Origin of the sequence: Ferrovibrio sp., assembly GCF_046297595.1 — a bacterium.
GTDB lineage: Bacteria > Pseudomonadota > Alphaproteobacteria > Ferrovibrionales > Ferrovibrionaceae > Ferrovibrio.
This window is the reverse complement of the sequence record NZ_JBKBHT010000007.1, coordinates 1-17,214: the sequence shown is the minus strand read 5'-3', so window position 1 is coordinate 17,214 and position 17,214 is coordinate 1. Positions and strand designations below refer to the sequence as shown.

The 17,214-nt window shown below is 65.2% G+C and carries 17 protein-coding genes; 1 reads left to right on the top strand and 16 read right to left on the bottom strand.

What is annotated here, in order from left to right; translation table 11 throughout:
• Positions 1 to 7 precede the first annotated feature (7 nt).
• From ACK4FJ_RS16735 to alr, 10 genes are all read right to left on the bottom strand, one after another.
• Positions 8 to 337 (bottom strand): c-type cytochrome, encoded by a 330-nt coding sequence (locus tag ACK4FJ_RS16735; RefSeq protein WP_409767872.1) that lies wholly within the window; start codon positions 335 to 337, stop codon positions 8 to 10.
• A gap of 103 nt (positions 338 to 440) precedes the next feature.
• The gene (locus ACK4FJ_RS16730) at positions 441 to 1,340 is read right to left on the bottom strand and encodes a DMT family transporter (protein ID WP_409767871.1); all 900 of its coding nucleotides are present in this window, start codon (positions 1,338 to 1,340) and stop codon (positions 441 to 443) included.
• Between the two features lie 191 nt (positions 1,341 to 1,531).
• A complete protein-coding gene (locus tag ACK4FJ_RS16725) occupies positions 1,532 to 2,272 on the bottom strand; it encodes a hypothetical protein (RefSeq protein WP_409767870.1) in 741 nt (246 codons plus the stop codon).
• A gap of 3 nt (positions 2,273 to 2,275) precedes the next feature.
• The gene (locus ACK4FJ_RS16720; RefSeq protein WP_409767869.1) at positions 2,276 to 2,998 is read right to left on the bottom strand and encodes an SDR family NAD(P)-dependent oxidoreductase; all 723 of its coding nucleotides are present in this window, start codon (positions 2,996 to 2,998) and stop codon (positions 2,276 to 2,278) included.
• A gap of 22 nt (positions 2,999 to 3,020) precedes the next feature.
• Entirely contained in the window at positions 3,021 to 4,478 is a 1,458-nt protein-coding gene (purF, locus tag ACK4FJ_RS16715) for an amidophosphoribosyltransferase (protein ID WP_409767868.1), read from the bottom strand.
• A 55-nt stretch (positions 4,479 to 4,533) separates the two neighbouring features.
• Entirely contained in the window at positions 4,534 to 5,202 is a 669-nt protein-coding gene (locus ACK4FJ_RS16710) for a CvpA family protein (protein WP_409767867.1), read from the bottom strand.
• Positions 5,202 to 6,659 (bottom strand): DNA repair protein RadA, encoded by a 1,458-nt coding sequence (gene radA, locus ACK4FJ_RS16705; protein ID WP_409767866.1) that lies wholly within the window; start codon positions 6,657 to 6,659, stop codon positions 5,202 to 5,204. Before radA ends, ACK4FJ_RS16710 begins: the two co-directional genes overlap by 1 nt.
• Positions 6,660 to 6,786: 127 nt before the next feature.
• Entirely contained in the window at positions 6,787 to 7,563 is a 777-nt protein-coding gene (locus ACK4FJ_RS16700) for an ABC transporter ATP-binding protein (RefSeq protein WP_409767865.1), read from the bottom strand.
• Positions 7,560 to 8,336, bottom strand: coding sequence for an MlaE family ABC transporter permease (locus tag ACK4FJ_RS16695; protein ID WP_409767864.1), 777 nt, complete (start codon positions 8,334 to 8,336; stop codon positions 7,560 to 7,562). Before ACK4FJ_RS16695 ends, ACK4FJ_RS16700 begins: the two co-directional genes overlap by 4 nt.
• Positions 8,333 to 9,478, bottom strand: a complete 1,146-nt coding sequence (alr, locus tag ACK4FJ_RS16690; RefSeq protein ID WP_409767863.1) for an alanine racemase — start codon at positions 9,476 to 9,478, stop codon at positions 8,333 to 8,335. Before alr ends, ACK4FJ_RS16695 begins: the two co-directional genes overlap by 4 nt.
• Before the next feature lie 178 nt (positions 9,479 to 9,656).
• On the opposite strand from alr, the gene ACK4FJ_RS16685 reads away from it, so the two are divergent.
• Positions 9,657 to 10,571, top strand: coding sequence for a DMT family transporter (locus ACK4FJ_RS16685; RefSeq protein ID WP_409767862.1), 915 nt, complete (start codon positions 9,657 to 9,659; stop codon positions 10,569 to 10,571).
• Positions 10,572 to 10,597: 26 nt separating this feature from the next.
• Here ACK4FJ_RS16685 and ACK4FJ_RS16680 read toward each other — a convergent pair whose 3' ends face one another.
• The 6 genes from ACK4FJ_RS16680 to rplI all read right to left on the bottom strand — a co-directional run.
• Positions 10,598 to 11,434 (bottom strand): ZIP family metal transporter, encoded by an 837-nt coding sequence (locus ACK4FJ_RS16680; RefSeq protein WP_409767861.1) that lies wholly within the window; start codon positions 11,432 to 11,434, stop codon positions 10,598 to 10,600.
• A 53-nt stretch (positions 11,435 to 11,487) separates the two neighbouring features.
• Entirely contained in the window at positions 11,488 to 12,030 is a 543-nt protein-coding gene (locus tag ACK4FJ_RS16675) for a Spy/CpxP family protein refolding chaperone (RefSeq protein WP_409767860.1), read from the bottom strand.
• A 165-nt stretch (positions 12,031 to 12,195) separates the two neighbouring features.
• Complete coding sequence (locus ACK4FJ_RS16670; protein WP_409767859.1) at positions 12,196 to 12,684, bottom strand: chemotaxis protein CheW; 489 nt, start codon at positions 12,682 to 12,684, stop codon at positions 12,196 to 12,198.
• A 2-nt stretch (positions 12,685 to 12,686) separates the two neighbouring features.
• A complete protein-coding gene (locus ACK4FJ_RS16665) occupies positions 12,687 to 14,777 on the bottom strand; it encodes a methyl-accepting chemotaxis protein (RefSeq protein ID WP_409767858.1) in 2,091 nt (696 codons plus the stop codon).
• A gap of 156 nt (positions 14,778 to 14,933) precedes the next feature.
• A complete protein-coding gene (locus ACK4FJ_RS16660; protein WP_409767857.1) occupies positions 14,934 to 16,448 on the bottom strand; it encodes a replicative DNA helicase in 1,515 nt (504 codons plus the stop codon).
• Positions 16,449 to 16,761: 313 nt separating this feature from the next.
• A partial coding sequence (gene rplI / locus ACK4FJ_RS16655) for a 50S ribosomal protein L9 (protein WP_409767856.1) occupies positions 16,762 to 17,214 on the bottom strand: 453 nt, incomplete at its 5' end.

Sequence of the window (17,214 nt, the reverse complement as noted above, 5' to 3'; positions counted from 1 at the left end):
TCCTGCCTCAGTTCTTGGCCAGATAATCGGCGAGCGCCCTGAGCTGCTCGTCGCTGTAGCCGCGCGCGATACGCCCCATGATGGTGTAGGGGCGCTTGTCGGCCTTGAACTCGGTCAGCGCGGTATAGAGCGTGTCGGCCGGCACGCCATGGATCGCCGGCATGGTCGGCGAGATGTAGGACGCGCTGCCATGGCAGACATTGCAGGTCTGTGCGGCGAACATGGTGTCGCTGATGGCGGCATTACGCTGCTGGGCGGCGGCGGGCATGGCGGCCAGGCCGATGCTGGCCAGGCCAATCGCGACGGCCAGCAGCCTTGGCGAGACAGAACGGTGCATTTGCGTTTCCCTCCCTGCAAATCCGTGAAAGGGAGGATAGGCGGTGCCGTTATTTTTCGCAATTTATATTGTTGATAATACTAATAAACACTTTTTATGTGTTTTACTCAGCATGCGGCTGGTTGTGCGGTGCGGCGGGGCTGCGGGCAGCCAAAAGGATGGCGGCAAAAATCAATACCGTGCCGCCTATCATGCGAATATCCAGACTTTCGCCGAAGGCAATCGCCCCCACGGCCAGCGCCGTCACCAGTTCGCTGGCGCCCGCAATGGCGCTGCGTTCCGCGCCAGCGGCCGGCGCCCCGATCAGCAGCAGGCCCAGCGCCACCACGGTGCTCAGGATGGCCAAAGCCGCCACGGCGCCCCAGCCGGGCAGCGAAGCGGGCGTGGTAATGCCGCCATCCATGATCAGGCCCAGCACCAGCATGGCGATCAGGCCACCCAGGAACACGCCGCCCAGGCGAACCGGGATGGTCATGCGGCTCAGCCGCTTGGCGGCGACATGCACGAACAATGCATAGGCGGCCGGCGGCACGAAGGCCATGCCGATGCCGACCCAGTCCAGCACGCCATCGCCGAAACCGGCGGGCGAGAGGATCAGCATAGCGGCCGCCAGCACCAGCAGCGCGGCCAGCGCATTCTGCCAGGTGAGCCTTTCTTTGAAGCCCAGCCAGCCGATCAGGATGGTGAATAGCGGATAGGTGAAGAGGATCAGCACGGTCAGGCCGACAGTCAGGCGCTCCAGCGCGAGGAAGTAGAACAGGTTGATGCCCATGTAGCCGGCGCCGCTCAGGGTGGCGACCAGCGTCTCGCGCCGCGCCGCGATCATGTGCCCAAGGAACGGCAGCATACACAAAACGGCTATGCCGAACCGCCATGTCAGCAGCGACAGCGGCGGAAGGCCTTCGGCATAGGCGGTACGGGCGAATAACGGCATCAGGCCGAAACCGATCGCGCCGAAGGCAACCAGCGCCATGCCGGCGAGCGGAGAACGGGGAGGAGACATGGACACTTCTTCTTTATTCTTAAGTTTCTTCAATCATGCCCGAACCCAAGACGCTGTCCTGATCGGGCATCCATGATTTTTCTGGGACCCAGAAGAAAGGACGTGGATGCGCGGGTCAAGCCCGCGCATGACGACATCTCTCAGGTACGTCATGGCCGGGTTTGATCCGGCCATCCAAGTCTAGCTGCACTTTATGTTTCAAATGTCGCGCTGATCGGCGCCAGACCCGCGATCCGGCCGGTGAGCTTGGTACCTTTGGCGAAGAAGCGCAGTCCCGTGAAAGAACCGGTGGTAACGATCTGGCCCGGCTGCACGCCGCCGCAATGATCGCCGCACTCGCGGACCAGATCGGCGAGCATGATGAACGGCGTACGGGTATTCAGCGTCGCGGGTCCGTTGTATTCGTCCGTACCGTTGGCGGTCAGTTGCACATGCGGATGATCGAAATCGCCGGGCTGCCAGCCGGGCTTTGCCGGTTCGCCGTAGACCAGCCCGGCATTGAGCTGGAAATCGGCCAGCCGCCAGAGCGGCGTCGTGCCCTGCGGATCCGCGAGGCGACTGTCCACCACTTCGAAAACCGGCATGGACGTAACGCTGGCAGCCAGCTTGCGCAGAAAATCCGGGTCGTTTGTGGCCGGCGGCGTTGCATCGATGTGGAAGCCGACTTCCAGTTCCAGGCCGCGCAGGCGGCATTCGGCCGGCAGCCACGCCGATGGCGACGGGCGGATCATCGCCTTGCGGATCGGGGCATAGATCAGCGGTGCATCGGCGTCCCAGCGGCCGACCTTCCAGCCGCCGACCGGGCCGAGCGCGGCCATCGCGCCCGACTGGATGGCCCAGACGTCGTTCAGGCTCTCAAGCGGATAATCCGGCGTAAACAGCGGCCCGCCGCTGCGCGCGGCGAGCAGGGCGGCAATTGCGCCCGCATGCATCGCCTACTTGCCGATCCCGCAATACTCGCGGGCGGAAATCAGTTCGCCGTTGCGATTGCAGCCCGCTTCGGCCAGCGCGACGAACACTTCCATGATGTCCTCGGGCGTCGGCAGGGTGTTCTGGTCTTCGCCGGGAAAGGCCTCGGCGCGCATGTTGGTGCGCGTGCCGCCGGGATTGACCAGATTGGCGCGGATGTTGCCCTGCGCGCATTCCTTGGCATAACCCAGCACCATGGCCTCCAGCGCGGCCTTCGAAGCCGCATAGGCGCCCCAATAGGCGCGGATGTCGCGCGCAACAGTCGAGGTGACGAAGATTGCGCGGCCGGCAGGCGAGGCATTCAGCAGCGGATGCACGGCGCGGATCAGGCGCTGGTTGGCATGCACGTTGATCTTGAACACCTTCTCCCACAGCTCGGGCGGAAACTGGTGCAGCGGCGTCATGCGGCCGAAGATGCCAGCATTGCCGACCAGGATGTCGATGCGGCCGAAACGCTCATAGAGCGGCGCGGCCAGGCCGTCGATCAGCTCGGTCTTTTCCAGGTCCAGCGGCACCAGCGTGGCGCTGCCGCCGGCAGCCTTGATCTCGTCGTCCAGTTCTTCCAGCGCGCCGGTGGTGCGGGCGACGCAGATCACATGCGCGCCCTCGGCGGCATAACGTTTGGCGATGGCGGCACCGATGCCGCGGCTGGCACCGGTGATCAGCGCGATCCGGTCTTTCAGACGCATGATGGAATCTCTGTCTTGGAAACTAGCCGGTTTCGGCCAGCAGGGTGAGCTGGCGTGGGCCGCGCGTGGTGCGGTCGGCCTCGTCGGTCAGGCCGATGGGATAATCGCCCGAGAAGCAGGCATCGCAGAAGGCCGGCTTGGCGGCATCGCGGGCCGGGCGGCCCATGGCGCGATAGAGGCCGTCCATGGAGAGGAAGGCGAGGCTGTCGGCCTTGATGAACTTGGTCATCTCCTCGACGCTGTGCGTCGCCGCCAGCAGCTTGGAGCGTTCCGGCGTATCCACGCCGTAGAAGCAGCTATGCGTCGTCGGCGGCGAGGCGATGCGCATATGCACTTCCTTGGCGCCGGCCTCGCGCACCATCTCGACGATCTTGGTCGAGGTGGTGCCGCGCACGATGGAATCGTCCACCAGGATCACCCGCTTGCCCTGGATATAGGCGCGGTTGGCATTGTGCTTCAGCTTCACGCCCAGATGGCGGATCTGGTCGGTCGGCTCGATGAAGGTGCGGCCGACATAATGGTTGCGGATGATGCCCAGCTCGAACGGGATGCCGCTCTCGGCGGCATAGCCGATGGCTGCCGGCACGCCGGAATCCGGCACCGGGATCACCACGTCGGCCTCGAGGGGATTCTCGCGGGCCAGCTCGGCGCCGATGCGTTTGCGCGCCTCATAGACGCTCAGGCCCTCCACCTGCGAATCCGGGCGGGCGAAATAGATGTATTCGAAGATGCAGAAGCGGCGCTGCACCGGCGGGAAGGGGTGGTGCGAATGGATGCCCTCGGCATCGATCACCACCAGTTCGCCCGGCTCGATGTCGCGCACGAAATCGGCGCCCAGGATATCCAGCGCGCAGGTCTCGGACGCCAGGATCGGCGTGCCCTTCAGGTTGCCCAGCACCAGCGGCCGCACGCCCCAGGGATCGCGCACGCCGATCAGCTTCTTCGGCGTCAGCGCCACCAGCGCATAGGCGCCCTCGATCTGCTTCAGAGCGTCGACGATGCGGTCCACCACGCTGGTCTTGCGGCTGAGCGCGACCAGATGGGTGATCACCTCGGTGTCCATGGTGGACTGAAAGATGCTGCCCTTGGCCACCAGGTCGTCGCGGATCATGCGCGCGTTGGTCAGGTTGCCATTATGGGCCAGCGCGATGCCGCCCAGTTCCAGGTCGGCATAGATCGGCTGCACGTTGCGCAGCAGCGTCGCGCCCGAGGTGGAATAGCGCACATGGCCGATGGCGCTGTTACCCTGCAGGTCGCGGATCACTTTCTCGGATGAGAAGTTCGGTGCCACATGACCCAGCGCCCGGTGGCTGTTGAAGCGGCCTTCATGGTAGGCGACGATGCCGGCGGCTTCCTGGCCGCGATGCTGAAGTGCGTGCAGGCCAAGCACGGTATTGGCGGCCGAGTCAGGGCTGCCGAAAATACCGAAGATGCCGCATTCCTCACGCAGCTTGTCGTCGTCGAAGGGATTGGTCTGCATGGTCAGCGGCTCCGTCGCCCGCGAGCGGTGTAGATGGGGCAGGCTCGCGGCGGCTTCAAGGCTTGTCCTGCCGGATAAGACTGTCGATGCCCTGGCGTTCCTCGGTCTTATAGCCGGTTTGGCCGCGCGAGTCAGCGCCGCCGGACTGGCTTTGGCCCCCCTGGGTCTGGTGCGTCGGCACCGGGGTCGGGGCAGGGCCGGGTTGTACCCGTTTTTCGGGCACCCGGCTTGGGTCGAGTTGTCGCAGGATCATTTCCGCGCCCCAGCTATAGCCCATCACGGCCAGTGGCCGGGTGCGGGCCTCCAGCAGCCAGGCCGGCTGGGTCGGCACCGGGACCAGGCGGTCGACGATCCACCAGGCCACCACCACGATCAGGGCGCCGCGCGCCAGGCCGAACAGGAAGCCCAGGCTGCGGTCCACCGCCGAGATGGCCGAGGCGCGCACCTGCTCGGAAATCCAGTGGGTCAGTAGCGAACACAGGATCAGGGTGGGCAGGAACAGGGCGATGCCGGCGGCGATATCGGCGAACAGCCGCGATTCGATATAGATGCGGGCGATGTCGCGGGCATAGGGGAAGAAGAAATAGGTCGCCGCGAGGGCAGCCACCCAGCCCAGGATTGAGAGCACTTCCTTCACGATGCCGCGGAACAGCGCCAGCAGGGCCGACAGCAGCAGGACGACGATGACGATCAGGTCGACGATGTTGACCGGCAGGGACGACATCAGGCGTCCTCCTCCTGCCCGGTCCAGCCGCTATGCTGGTTGCGGCCGGCGGCGGCCCGCTTGGCGGCGGCCCGGGCGGCGGGAAACAGTTCGACCAGTTCGTTCAGCCGCATCAGTTCGCTCGTCCCGATACCCTTCACCTTGTTCTTCGCTCCGGCCGGCATCACCGCATGCTCGAAGCCCAGCTTGGCGGCTTCTTTCAGCCGCGATTCGGCCTGGCTCACCGGGCGCACCTCGCCGGCCAGACTGATCTCGCCGAAGAACACCGTGCGTTCCGGCGCCGGGCTGTCGGCCAGCGCCGAGAGCAGGGCGGCGGCCACAGCCAGGTCGGCGGCCGGCTCGACGACTCTGAGGCCGCCGGCGACGTTGAGATAGACGTCGCAGCCCGAGTAACGCAAGCCGCATCTCGCATCCAGCACGGCCAGAACCATGGCCAGCCGTCCGGTATCCCAGCCCACCACGGTCCGGCGCGGCGTGGCCAGCGGCGAGGGCGCGACCAAAGCCTGGATTTCCACCAATAACGGCCGCGTGCCCTCCATACCCGCGAAGATGGCGGAACCCGCCACCGGTTCGCCTTTGCCCGCTTCCGAGCGGCCGAGGAACAGGGCGGACGGATTGGGCACTTCCGACAGGCCGCCATCGGTCATGCTGAACACGCCGATCTCGTCGGTGGCGCCGAAACGGTTCTTCACCGCGCGCAGGATGCGGAACTGGTGCCCGCGTTCGCCCTCGAAATACAGCACGGTATCGACCATGTGCTCGACCACGCGCGGGCCGGCGATCTGGCCGTCCTTCGTCACATGGCCGACCAGGAACACGGCGGCGTTCGACTGCTTGGCTACGCGGATCAGTTCATGGGCGCAGGCGCGCACCTGGTTCACCGTGCCGGGTGCGCTTTCGATATTGTCGGCGAAGATGGTCTGGATGGAGTCGATCACGACCACCGCCGGCGCGCCTTTGCCCTGCGCCATGGCCGTGTCGATGCCGGCCAGGATGTCGCGCAGGGAGTTGGCCGCCGCCAGCATCACCGGCGCATCGGCCAGCCCCAGACGCTGCGCGCGTAGGCCGATCTGCGCCACGGCCTCTTCGCCCGAGACATAGAGCGCCGTGGCACCACGGCGCGCCAGTTGCGCCACGGCCTGCAGCAGGATGGTGGATTTGCCGATGCCGGGATCGCCGCCGATCAGGATGGCAGAGCCGGGCACCAGTCCGCCGCCCAGCACGCGATCAAGCTCATTGATGCCGGTGACGGTGCGCACCACCTTGTCTGGCTGGCCGCTTAAGGACGCGAAGCCGATCGCCTTGCCCTTGCCGGCCGACAGCCCCTTGGGCACGGCGACCTTCGGCGCTTCCTCCAGGATGGTGTTCCACCCGCCGCAGGAATCGCAGCGGCCCTGCCATTTGCGGTAGACGGCGCCGCAGCTCTGGCAGACGAAGGACTCCGTCGCTTTGGCCATTATCCGCCCGTTCTCGTCATCCCGGGCGTAGCGCAGCGGAGACCCGGGATCCCATTTAGCGGCGCCAAGGAAATGGGACCCCGGCTCAAGGCCGGGGTGACGATTTGTGAAACTGTGCGTAACCGGCTCAAGGTTTCAGGACTTCCATCTTGATCGGACCTTCCGCCCGACCGTGGATGAACTGGTCGACATACTCGTTGCCGGACTTATCGACCTCGGCAGCGGTGCCGTGCCAGATGATGCGGCCCTTGTAGATCATGGCGATGTAGTCAGCGATCTTGCGCGCGCTGGCCATGTCATGGGTGATGCTCAGCGTGGTGGCGCCCAGTTTCTGTACGCAATCCTTGATCAGGTTGTTGATCACGTCGGCCATGATCGGGTCGAGGCCGGTGGTCGGTTCGTCGAAGAAGATGATCTCGGGCTCGGCGGCGATGGCGCGCGCCAGCGCCACGCGCTTCTGCATGCCGCCCGACAGCTCGGCCGGCGAGAGTTCGCCCACTTCCGGGCCCAGACCCACCTGGCCCAGCTTCTCCAGCGCGATGTCCTTGGCCTTGTCGCGGTTCATGCGGCGGCCTTGGATCAGGCCGAAGGCGACGTTTTCCCAGACCTTCAGGCTGTCGAACAGCGCCGAACCCTGGAACAGCATGCCGAACTTGCGCAGTGCCTCTTCGCGCTCGCCGGCGCTGAATTTCATCGCATCCTGGCCATCGATCAGGATTTCGCCGCGCTCCGGCCGGATCAGGCCCAGCACGCATTTCAGCATCACCGACTTGCCGGTGCCCGAGCCGCCGATCACCACCAGCGACTTGCCGCGCGGCACTTCCAGGTCGATGCCGTCCAGCACCACCTTCTTGCCGAACTGCTTGTGCACCCCGCGCAGGGCTATCTTGGCGTCGCTGCTCATGTGCCCGAGAAGAAGAGTTCGGTGACGAAATAATTGGCGATCAGGATCAGGATCGAGGCCGATACCACCGCGTCGGTGGTGGCGCGGCCGACACCCTGGGCGCCGCCCTTGGAATTGAAGCCGTGATAACAGCCCATCAATGCGATGATGAAGCCGAACACCGACGCCTTCACCAGGCCCGAGACCACGTCCATGGTCTCCAGGAAGTCGAAGGTGTTCTTCAGATAGGTGCCGGCATTGAAGCCCAGCTTGTGAGTGCCGACCAGATAGCCGCCCATCACGCCGATGATGTCGGCCACCAGGATCAGGATCGGCAGGGTCACCACGCCGGCAATGATGCGCGGCGCCACCAGGTATTTGTAAGGGTTGGTGGACAGCGTGGTCAGCGCGTCGATCTGCTCGGTCACGCGCATCGTTCCTATTTCAGCCGCCATGGCGGAAGCAACGCGGCCCGCCACCATCAGGCCGCCCAGCACCGGGCCAAGCTCGCGCGTGATGCCCAGCACCACGATCCAGGCCACGGCATTCTCGGCATTGAAGCGCGACGAACCCAGATAGATCTGCAGCGCCAGCACCATGCCGGTGAACAGCGCGGTGAGGCCGACCACCGGCAGCGAGAAATAGCCGATCACCATCATCTGTCTGCCGGTCAGGCGCAGGTAGACCGGCGGCGCAAACACATGGCGCACGCCATGGAAGGTAAAGACGCTGACCCGGCCGATGGCGGCCAGGAAATTCAGGAAAACGCGCCCGATGACGGCAAGCGGGTTCATGCAGCGCCCCGAAGAGAAGCGCCCGTGTAGACGCGGCGGTAGCGCCGGCCCAGCTGGGTCAGCAGTTCATAGCCGATGGTGCCGGCCGATGCGGCCTGTTCGTCGATGTCGATGCCGCCGCCCAGCAGGCTGACAGGCGTGCCCGGCACGCAATCGGCCGCGTCCAGCGCGGAGACATCCAGTGTGATCAGATCCATGGAAACCCGACCCGCGATAGGCACCCTGACATGGCCTTGGCGACCCTTGATGACGGCACTGCCCCGACCCGACAGCGCGCGCGTGAACCCATCGGCATAGCCAACCGCCACGGTGGCGATTCGGCTCGGTTTTTCAACGATATAGCCGGCACCGTAGCCAACGGTATCGCCCCTGTCAACGGAACGGACCTGCAGGATTCTGCCTTGCAGATGAACCACTTCCGCCATCCGGCTGGCTTCGCGGCGGGGTCCGGCGGCGGGGTCCAGCGGGTTGCTGCCATACAGCGCGATGCCGGGCCGCAGGATGTCGTGATGGAAGCCGGCGCCCAGGAAGATGCCGGCCGAATTGGCCAGGCTGCCTTTCAGGTCGGGGAAACGCTGGCGCCAGGTGGCAAAGCGCTCGCGCTGGGTCTGGTTCAGCGGATGGTCCGGCTCATCCGAGCAGGCCAGATGGGTCATGACGAAACCGATCTCCAGGCCGTCCAGCGCGCTGGGGTCCTGGGCCAGGATATTGGCTTCCGCCTCGCTCAGGCCCAGGCGGTTCATGCCGGTATCGATATGGATCGCAGCCGGCAGTTTGCGGCCCAGCCGGCGGGCCTCGGCCGCCCAGGCGGCGATCTGCCCCGGGGTGGACAGCACGGGGCAGAGGTTCGCGGCGGCCAGATCGGCTTCCGCGCCGGCAGCCGGGCCATGCAGGATATGAATCGTGCCGTCAGGCACCGCCGCACGCAGGGCCAGCGCCTCGGTGGAATGGGCCACGAAAAAGCGGCGGCAACCGGCGGCGAACAGGGCGGGGCCCACTTTCGCGGCGCCCAGGCCATAGGCATCGGCCTTCACCACCGCGCCGCATTCGCTGTTGGGGGCCATGCCGCCCAGCCGGCGCCAGTTGGCGACCAGCGCATCAAGATCGATGGTGAGAATCGCCTGGTCGCCGAAATCGGTCATGGCCGGTGTTTAGCGCAGACCTGCCGAAAGCGACAGAGTTAAATGCCGGTTCTGTGACCTTGTCCGGCCCGCCGGGCTGGGCCAGAGTACGGACAAGGGGGATTGGCCACGGAAGAGGGCGATCAGAGTCGTTTTGCGTCCGCATCGCCATGTGCGTCTTCCGGGGGAGTTGCCGTCCGTGTTCCAGCCCATCCAGCCCATCGTTCAGGGCATTTATTCCAGTCCCTATCTGCTTCTGGTGCTCACCACCGCCATGTGGGGCGGCCATTCGGTGGTCAGCCGCCTGGCCGTGGGCGAAATCTCGCCGGCCTCGCTCACCTGCCTGCGCTGGCTGGTGGTGGCCAGCATCATGTTCGCCGTCAGCGGCCGGGGCCTGCGTCAACACTGGCCCACGCTGAAGCCGCGGCTGTGGTATCTCGGCGCCATGGGCACACTGGGCTATACCGGCTACAACACGCTGCTCTACTGGTCGGCGCATACCACCACCGCCATCAATATCGGCATCATCAATGCCGCCATGCCGGCGCTGATCTTCATCGGCGCGTTCATGGTATTCGGCCAGCGCGTGCGCTTGCTGCAATGGATCGGCATGACTGTGTCGATGGTGGGCGTGGTGGTCACGGCCGCCAAGGGTGATTTCGCCACCCTGCTGGCGCTCACCATCAACCGCGGCGACATCCTGATCCTGATCGCTACCGTGCTTTATGCCGGCTATTCCGTACTGCTGCGCAACCGGCCGCTGGTGCCCGGCCTGGTTTTTTTCGCCGCGATGGCGCCAGCGGCGGCGATCTCGTCGATCATCCTGCTGGGTATCGAGATCATGGCCGGGGAATTCTACATCCCGACCTGGAAGGGCTGGCTGGTGCTGCTCTACGTGGCGATCTTCCCGTCGCTGTTGTCGCAGATATTCTTCATCCGCGCCGTCGAGCTGATCGGTGCCGGCCGTGCCGGCCTGTTCACCAACCTGATGCCGCTGTTCAGTACGGGATTTGCCATGCTGATCCTGAACGAGCAGCTTGCACTGTATCACGTGGCCGCCTTGGTGCTGGTGCTGGGCGGCATCCTGCTGGCGGAGTGGAAGCGCGGCGCCTAGCCCAGGATTTTTTCAGCCCGGAAACATCATCCGAGGGCCACATCCAGATACAGCATCACCACGAAACCGCCGAACAGGGCAATGGTGGCGCCGCGCTCCACGCCGTGGCGATGGGTTTCGGGGATCACTTCCGACGAGATGATGAACAGCATGGCGCCGGCGGCGAAGGCCAGCGCCCAGGGCAGCAGGCCGGCCGAGATCGCCAGCGCGCCGGCACCCACGATGCCGCCCAGCGGTTCCAGCGCACCGGTCAGCGCCGCGATCAGGAAGGCATGGCGGCGGTCGTAGCCCTGGCCGCGCAGGGCCACCGCCACGGCCAGACCTTCGGGCAGGTTCTGCAGGCCGATGCCCAGCGTGACGCCCAGCCCTCTGGCATAATCGCCGCTGGCCGCGCCGATCCCCACCGCCAGGCCCTCGGGGAAGTTATGCAGGGCGATGGCGATCACGAACAGCCAGACGCGGGCCAGCCGGCCGGCATCCATGCCTTCGCGGCCTTTCTCGCCGAAATGCTCATGCGGTGCATAGCGATGCGCCAGATGCATGATCAGCGCACCGGTCAGCAGCGCGGCGATCACTGCCAGGGCCGCCCGGCTGGGATTGCCCAGTCCGGTCTCGGCCTGGTCCAGCGCCGGCAGCAGCAGCGAGAAGAAGGTGGCCGCCAGCATCACCCCGGCGGCAAAGGCCAGCATCAGGTTCTGCGTGCTGTCGCGGATGCTGCGCAGGAAAAACACCGGCAGCGCGCCTAGGGTGGTGGCCATGAAGCCCGCCACCACGCTGGCCAATACGCCAAGCGTGAAGGGCGAGAGGGAGGCGGTGGCGGCGTTGAGGTCCATGGCGCAGGTGTAGCATGGCCGTTGCGACATGGAAAAGGCGGGGCTGTGAAGCCCCGCCTCGGTATTGGAATGATGTCGGCTGCTCAGTGATACCGGGGGCCGTGTTTGCCCATCATGCCATGCTTGCCCATGCCAGGCCCGCCCATGCCCCTGGCCAGCAGGGTATCGGCGGTTTTCTTCTGCTCGTCCGACAGCGACTGGTAGAGCGGCTTGAGCGCGGCGAGGTAGCGGTCCTGCGCGGCCACCATGTCTTTCATCATGGCCTGGCGCTGCTCCAGCCGTTCGACGGCCGAAAGCTGAACCGGCTGCTGTGCACTGGCCTGCTGGCGATGAGCCTCGAAGCGGGCCTGCATCGCCGTGGCGCTGGCGCGCATCTCGTTGGCCAGCGTGTCGAACAGCGGCTGCTGGGCGGCGGTGAGTTTCAGTTCGGTGCGCAGGAAGGCGATGCGGCCTTCGATGAAGCGGGCCGGGCCGGCCTGGTCGGCCTGCATCTGCATATGCTGGCCATGCGGGCCAGGACCCATTGAGCCGGGGCCCATCTGCTGGCCGGGCTGGGCAAAGGCAAGGCCGCCGGCAAAGCCGGTGGCAATCACGCTGGTGGCGATGAGGAGGTTACGGACGGACATGACAATACTCCTGGGTTGCGGGCGGGTGCCGCTCCGGTTCCCGGATTTAATCGGAACCGGAGCGGAGACGGCGCGGGAGGAAACTGAACACCGTCGTCACCCATAAACACGCAACGCATCGGAAATTCCTGCGGCGCATGTCCGCCGCCGCAGGAATTGGCGGATTTACGCGGCCGCCGTCAGGTCTTCCAGAGCGGCGGCATCCTGTTCGGCGATGATGCCCTGATCAGGCAGGCGGTTGCCGGCCAGCTTCTGCAGGGCCAGCAGCGGCACCAGCTTCTCGCCGACCGTCGCGATGCCGTCCACCACGCCCGAGGACCATGCTTCGCCCTCGTCGGCGCGGCTGATCCGGCCGGTGTCGATGCTCACGATGTCGGAGACGCTGTCGACCAGCAGGCCGAGCGGTTTGCCACGCAGCACCGCCACCACGATCACATCCTGCGGCCGCGCCTCAGGTGCAGGCTTGCCGAGGATGCGGCGGGCATCGAAGACCGGCAGCACCTGGCCGCGCAGATTGATCACGCCGAGGCAGCTCGGATCGGTGTCGGGCAGCGGCGAGACCGGCGACCAGCCGCGGATTTCCTGGATCTGCAGCAGCGGCAGCGCATAGGTCTGGTCCGCCACATTGATCAGAAGGGCGTCATAGGTATCCATGATCAGAACTCCTGCCAGTCTTCGTCATTGGCCTGCTGTGCAGGCTGTGCGGCGGGCTTGGCAGCCGGCTTGGCCTGCGCGGTGGTCTTCGCCGCGACCACGGGTTTGGCAGCGGCGGGCTTTTTCAGCGCAACCACCTTGGCGGCGGGCTTTGCGGCGCTGACCGCCGGAGCGGCAGCCGAGTTGTTGCCGGTCTTGAAGAAGCCGACCAGGTTGGCCAGTTCGGCGGCCTGCTCCGACAAAGCCTGAGCCGAGGCGGAGGTTTCCTCCACCAGGGCGCCGTTGCGCTGGGTCATCTCGTCCATCTGGCCCACAGCGGTATTGATCTGCTCCAGGCCGGTCGACTGTTCGCGGCTGGCGGCGGCGATCTCGGAGACGATATCGGTCACCTTCTTCACCGCGCCGACGATCTCGGTCAGCGTTTCGCCGGCCTGACCGACCAGTTTGCCGCCTTCGCGGACCTGGCCGTTCGACTCGGTGATCAGCGTCTTGATGTCGCGCGAGGCATCGGCGGCGCGCTGGGCGAGCGAACGCACCTCCTGCGCCACCACGGCAAAGCCCTTGCCGGCTTCACCCGCGCGGGCAGCCTCGACCGAGGCGTTCAGGGCCAGCAGGTTGGTCTGGAACGCGATCTCCTCGATCAGGCCCACGATGTCGGCGATCTTGCCGGCGGAGCCTTCGATGCGGCCCATGGCATTCACCACGTCGCCCATCACCTGGCCGCCCTTGTTGGCTGCGTCGCGCGCCATGGCTGCCATCTGGCTGGCGGCCTGGGCGTTGTCGGCATTCTGCTTCACCGTCGTGGTGATCTCGTGCATCGACGCTGCCGTTTCCTCGATGGAGGCAGCCTGGCTTTCCGTGCGCTGGGCCAGGTCCTGGCTGCCGGTCGAGATCTCGGCCGAGGCGCTCTTCACCAGTTCGGCGCTTTCGTTCAGGCGGCCGGCGAAATCGCGCAGCTTGTCGGCCATGCCGTTCACGCTGTCCTTCAGGTCGCCGAACACACCCTGGTAGCTGCCGGTGACCTTGCGGGTCAGGTCGCCATGAGCCATGCCGCCGGTGACGGTGGCGAGTTCGCCGGTCATCTGCTGCAGCATGCCGGTCAGGCCGTTCAGGCGCTGGCTGATGGTGAGCAGGAAGCCGTCCTTGTCGGCCTCGTTCAGGCGGGTGTCGAGGCTGCCGGCTGCGGCCTTGTCGCAGAGATCGGAAATCTCCTCGATGGCCTTGCGTTCGCGGGCCTCGCGGGCGGCGCGCTGCTCCTCGGTTACGCGGCGCTGTTCGGCGATTTCGGCTTCCGCCTTCTCGCGGGCGATCATGTTGTCCTTGAACACCTGCACGCTGCCGGCCATCTGGCCGATCTCGTCCTTGCGGCCGGCACCGAAGACCTCGGCGCTGGTGTCGCCCTGGGCCAGCACATTCATGCCGCCGGCCAGCCGTGCGATGGGCCGCGTGATGGTGAGCATCGAAATCGCCAGGCCCAGCGCGATGGTGAGCAGGGCGATGCCGGCGGACAGGCCGATCAGCATCGGGACTTCCCGTTCGCCGAAGGCATGCAGATAGGCCGTGATCTCGTCGATGGCCTTGTCGTTGCGAGTGGCGGCTTCCACCAACTGGTCGTTCACCGCCTTGCGGTTGGCGCGGTTGGCCTCGTTGTTGCCCTGTTCGTTGGCAGCAGCCGGGCTTACCTCGGTACCGAGCCGGGCGGTCTCGCGACGGAATTTGATGAAATCGGTCAGCGCTTGTTTGCGCTCCTGAAAGGCGGCAAGATGATCGGCCGTCTGGGTCTTCTCATAGAGCGGGATCAGTCTTTCCATTTCGTCCAGGCTGGCCAGCAGGCCCTTGGCGAAACGCTTTGCGTCGTTGGTGTCCTTCGCCATGTAGACGCCACGCGAGTCCATCACCACGGCATTGACCAGGCCATTGATTTTTTCCGCGTAGATGGCGCGCCGTGCGGTGTCGGTCAGCTCCTCGACTTTCGCGTCGTAGATCATGATGTCGCGAACGCCGAGGAAGCCCACGGCACCCAGGCCGATGGCGGCGATCAGCAATACGATGGCAACGCGTACGCCGATCTTGAGGTTGTTGAAAAAGGACATGACAGCTCTCCCGCTGGTAGTTCAGACGTTGGGTGGCGCTAACGCCGGTGACGTCCGTTTCTACGCAGGGAATGCAATCAGGATGAGTAATTATCCGGTAAGGTTACAGCCCTGTAATTCAGGGTTTCCAGATATTTACCTGAGCCTAGGGGGCGCTCAGTAGGCCTCGGGCAGGTGGTCTGGGGCGATATAGTCGCTGAAGCGGGTGAATTCGCTCTCGAACTGCAGCACCACCTTGCCGATGGGGCCATGGCGCTGCTTGCCGATGATGGCCTCGGCCAGGTTGGCGATGCGGGCCATCTTTTCCTGCCAGGCGGCATGTTCGGGCGTGTCCATGGTCGGCTCCTTGCGGGCCTCGTAGTATTCCTCGCGGAACACGAACATCACCACGTCGGCATCCTGCTCGATCGAGCCGGATTCGCGCAGGTCGGAGAGCTGCGGCCGCTTGTCGTCGCGGCTTTCCACGGCGCGGCTGAGCTGCGACAGCGCGATCACCGGCACGTTCAGGTCTTTCGCCAGCGCCTTCAGCGCCTGGGTCACTTCCGAGATTTCCTGTACGCGGTTGTCGTTTTTGCGCGAATTGGCGCCGCGCACCAGCTGCAGGTAGTCGACGATGATCATGCCGATATTGTGCGTGCGTTTCAGCCGGCGGGCGCGGCTGCGCAGCAGGGCGATGGAGATCGCGCCGGTATCGTCGATGAAGAAGGGGATCTGCGACAGCGTCTTCGACACCGGCACGATCTGTCGAGTGAATTCCTCGTCGGTGATGTCGCCGCGGCGCAGGCGTTCCGACTGGATGCGCGTCTGCTCCGACAGGATACGCGTGGCGAGCTGTTCTGACGACATTTCCAGGCTGAAGAAGGCCACCGGCGCGCCTTCCGTGCCGCCGCTTTCGAAATAGGCCTTGGCCGCGTTGAAGCCGATATTGGTGACCAGCGCGGTTTTGCCCATCGAGGGGCGGCCGGCCAGGATGATCAGGTCGGAGGGATGCAGGCCGCCCAGCTTGGCGTCCATGTCCTTCAGGCCGGTGGTAACGCCCGAAAGGCCACCGCGCTGGTAGGCCGCCTGCACCATCTCGATGGATTTGGTGATCGAATCCTTGAACGAGACGAAGCCGCCTTCCGAATTGCCCTCGTCGGCCAGCTTGAACAGCTTCTGTTCGGCCTGCTCGATCTGGTCCGAGGCCGGCTCGTCGATCTTGGGGTCGTAGGCGCGGTTGACCATGTCCTCGCCGATGCCGATCAGCTCGCGGCGCAGGGCCAGGTCGTGGATCACCTTGGCATAGTCCTCGGCGTTGATCACCGTGGTGGCGGCGGCGGCCAGGCGGGCGAGGTAGGTGGTGCCGCCGGCCTTGGCGATCACCTCGTCGCGCTCGAAATAGGCCTTCAGCGTCACCGGATTGGCGATCTCGCCGCGCTCGATCAGCGTGAGCGTCGCCTGATAGATGCGGCGATGGGCCTCGTGGAAGAAATGCTCCGGCTGCAGGAAGCCCGACACCTTCATGGCGGCGTCGTTGTTGACCAGGATGGCGCCCAGCAGCTCCTGCTCGGCATCCACGTTGTGCGGCTGGATGCGGAAGGCCGGCTCGCCGGCGGTATTCAGCCCCCCATTGGTCCCCTGGGCGACTTGTTCATTGGCGGTCGGAGCGGAAAACGTGGTCACCACAGCCATTGCGGACTTCTTCCCAACTTCAGTGTACGGCCAGTGGACCGGCCTTGCCTTTCGTGACTGCGCTATGACGGTTCTGTTGCGAAGCCACGCAGCGGGGCGGCATTAACGACGATGCGGCCCCGCACTTCCAGTCCAGATTTTCATTGACGGCACATTATCCCCCGAATTCTCGCTGGGGATAAGTCAATTCGATAAGTCAGTATGTTAGCAGAAGAAATCCACAGGCATCGTTCATATGTATAAAGCGTGTTTCAAAAACGAATCGGGCCGGCATTGCTGCCGGCCCGATCTGTAATACGGACAGGAAAGGGGATCAGGCCTGTTCGGCCTCGCCCTCGGCTTCCTCGGCCTCTTCGCCTTCGACGGTGACGCCTTCGTCCAGCAGGCTCTCGGTCGCCACCTGCTTCTCGGCCTCGGCCTCGGAGCGGGCGACATTCACCTTCACGTCGACGCTGACTTCCGGATGCAGCGACACCTTCACGGTGTAAACGCCCACCGCCTTGATCGGGTCGATGAGGGCCACCTGGTTGCGGTTCAGGGTGAAGCCGGCGGCGGTGACAGCTTCCGCGATGTCGCGGGCGCTGACCGAGCCATAGAGCTGGCCGCTGTCGCCGGCCTGGCGCAGCAGGGCCACGCTGAGGCCGACCATCTTGGCGGCGACCTTTTCGGCCTCGCCCTTCTTGGCCAGGTTCTGCGCCTCAAGCTGGGCGCGTTGCGTCTCGAAGACCTTCTTGTTGGCCTCGGTGGCCCGCAGCGCCTTCTTGCG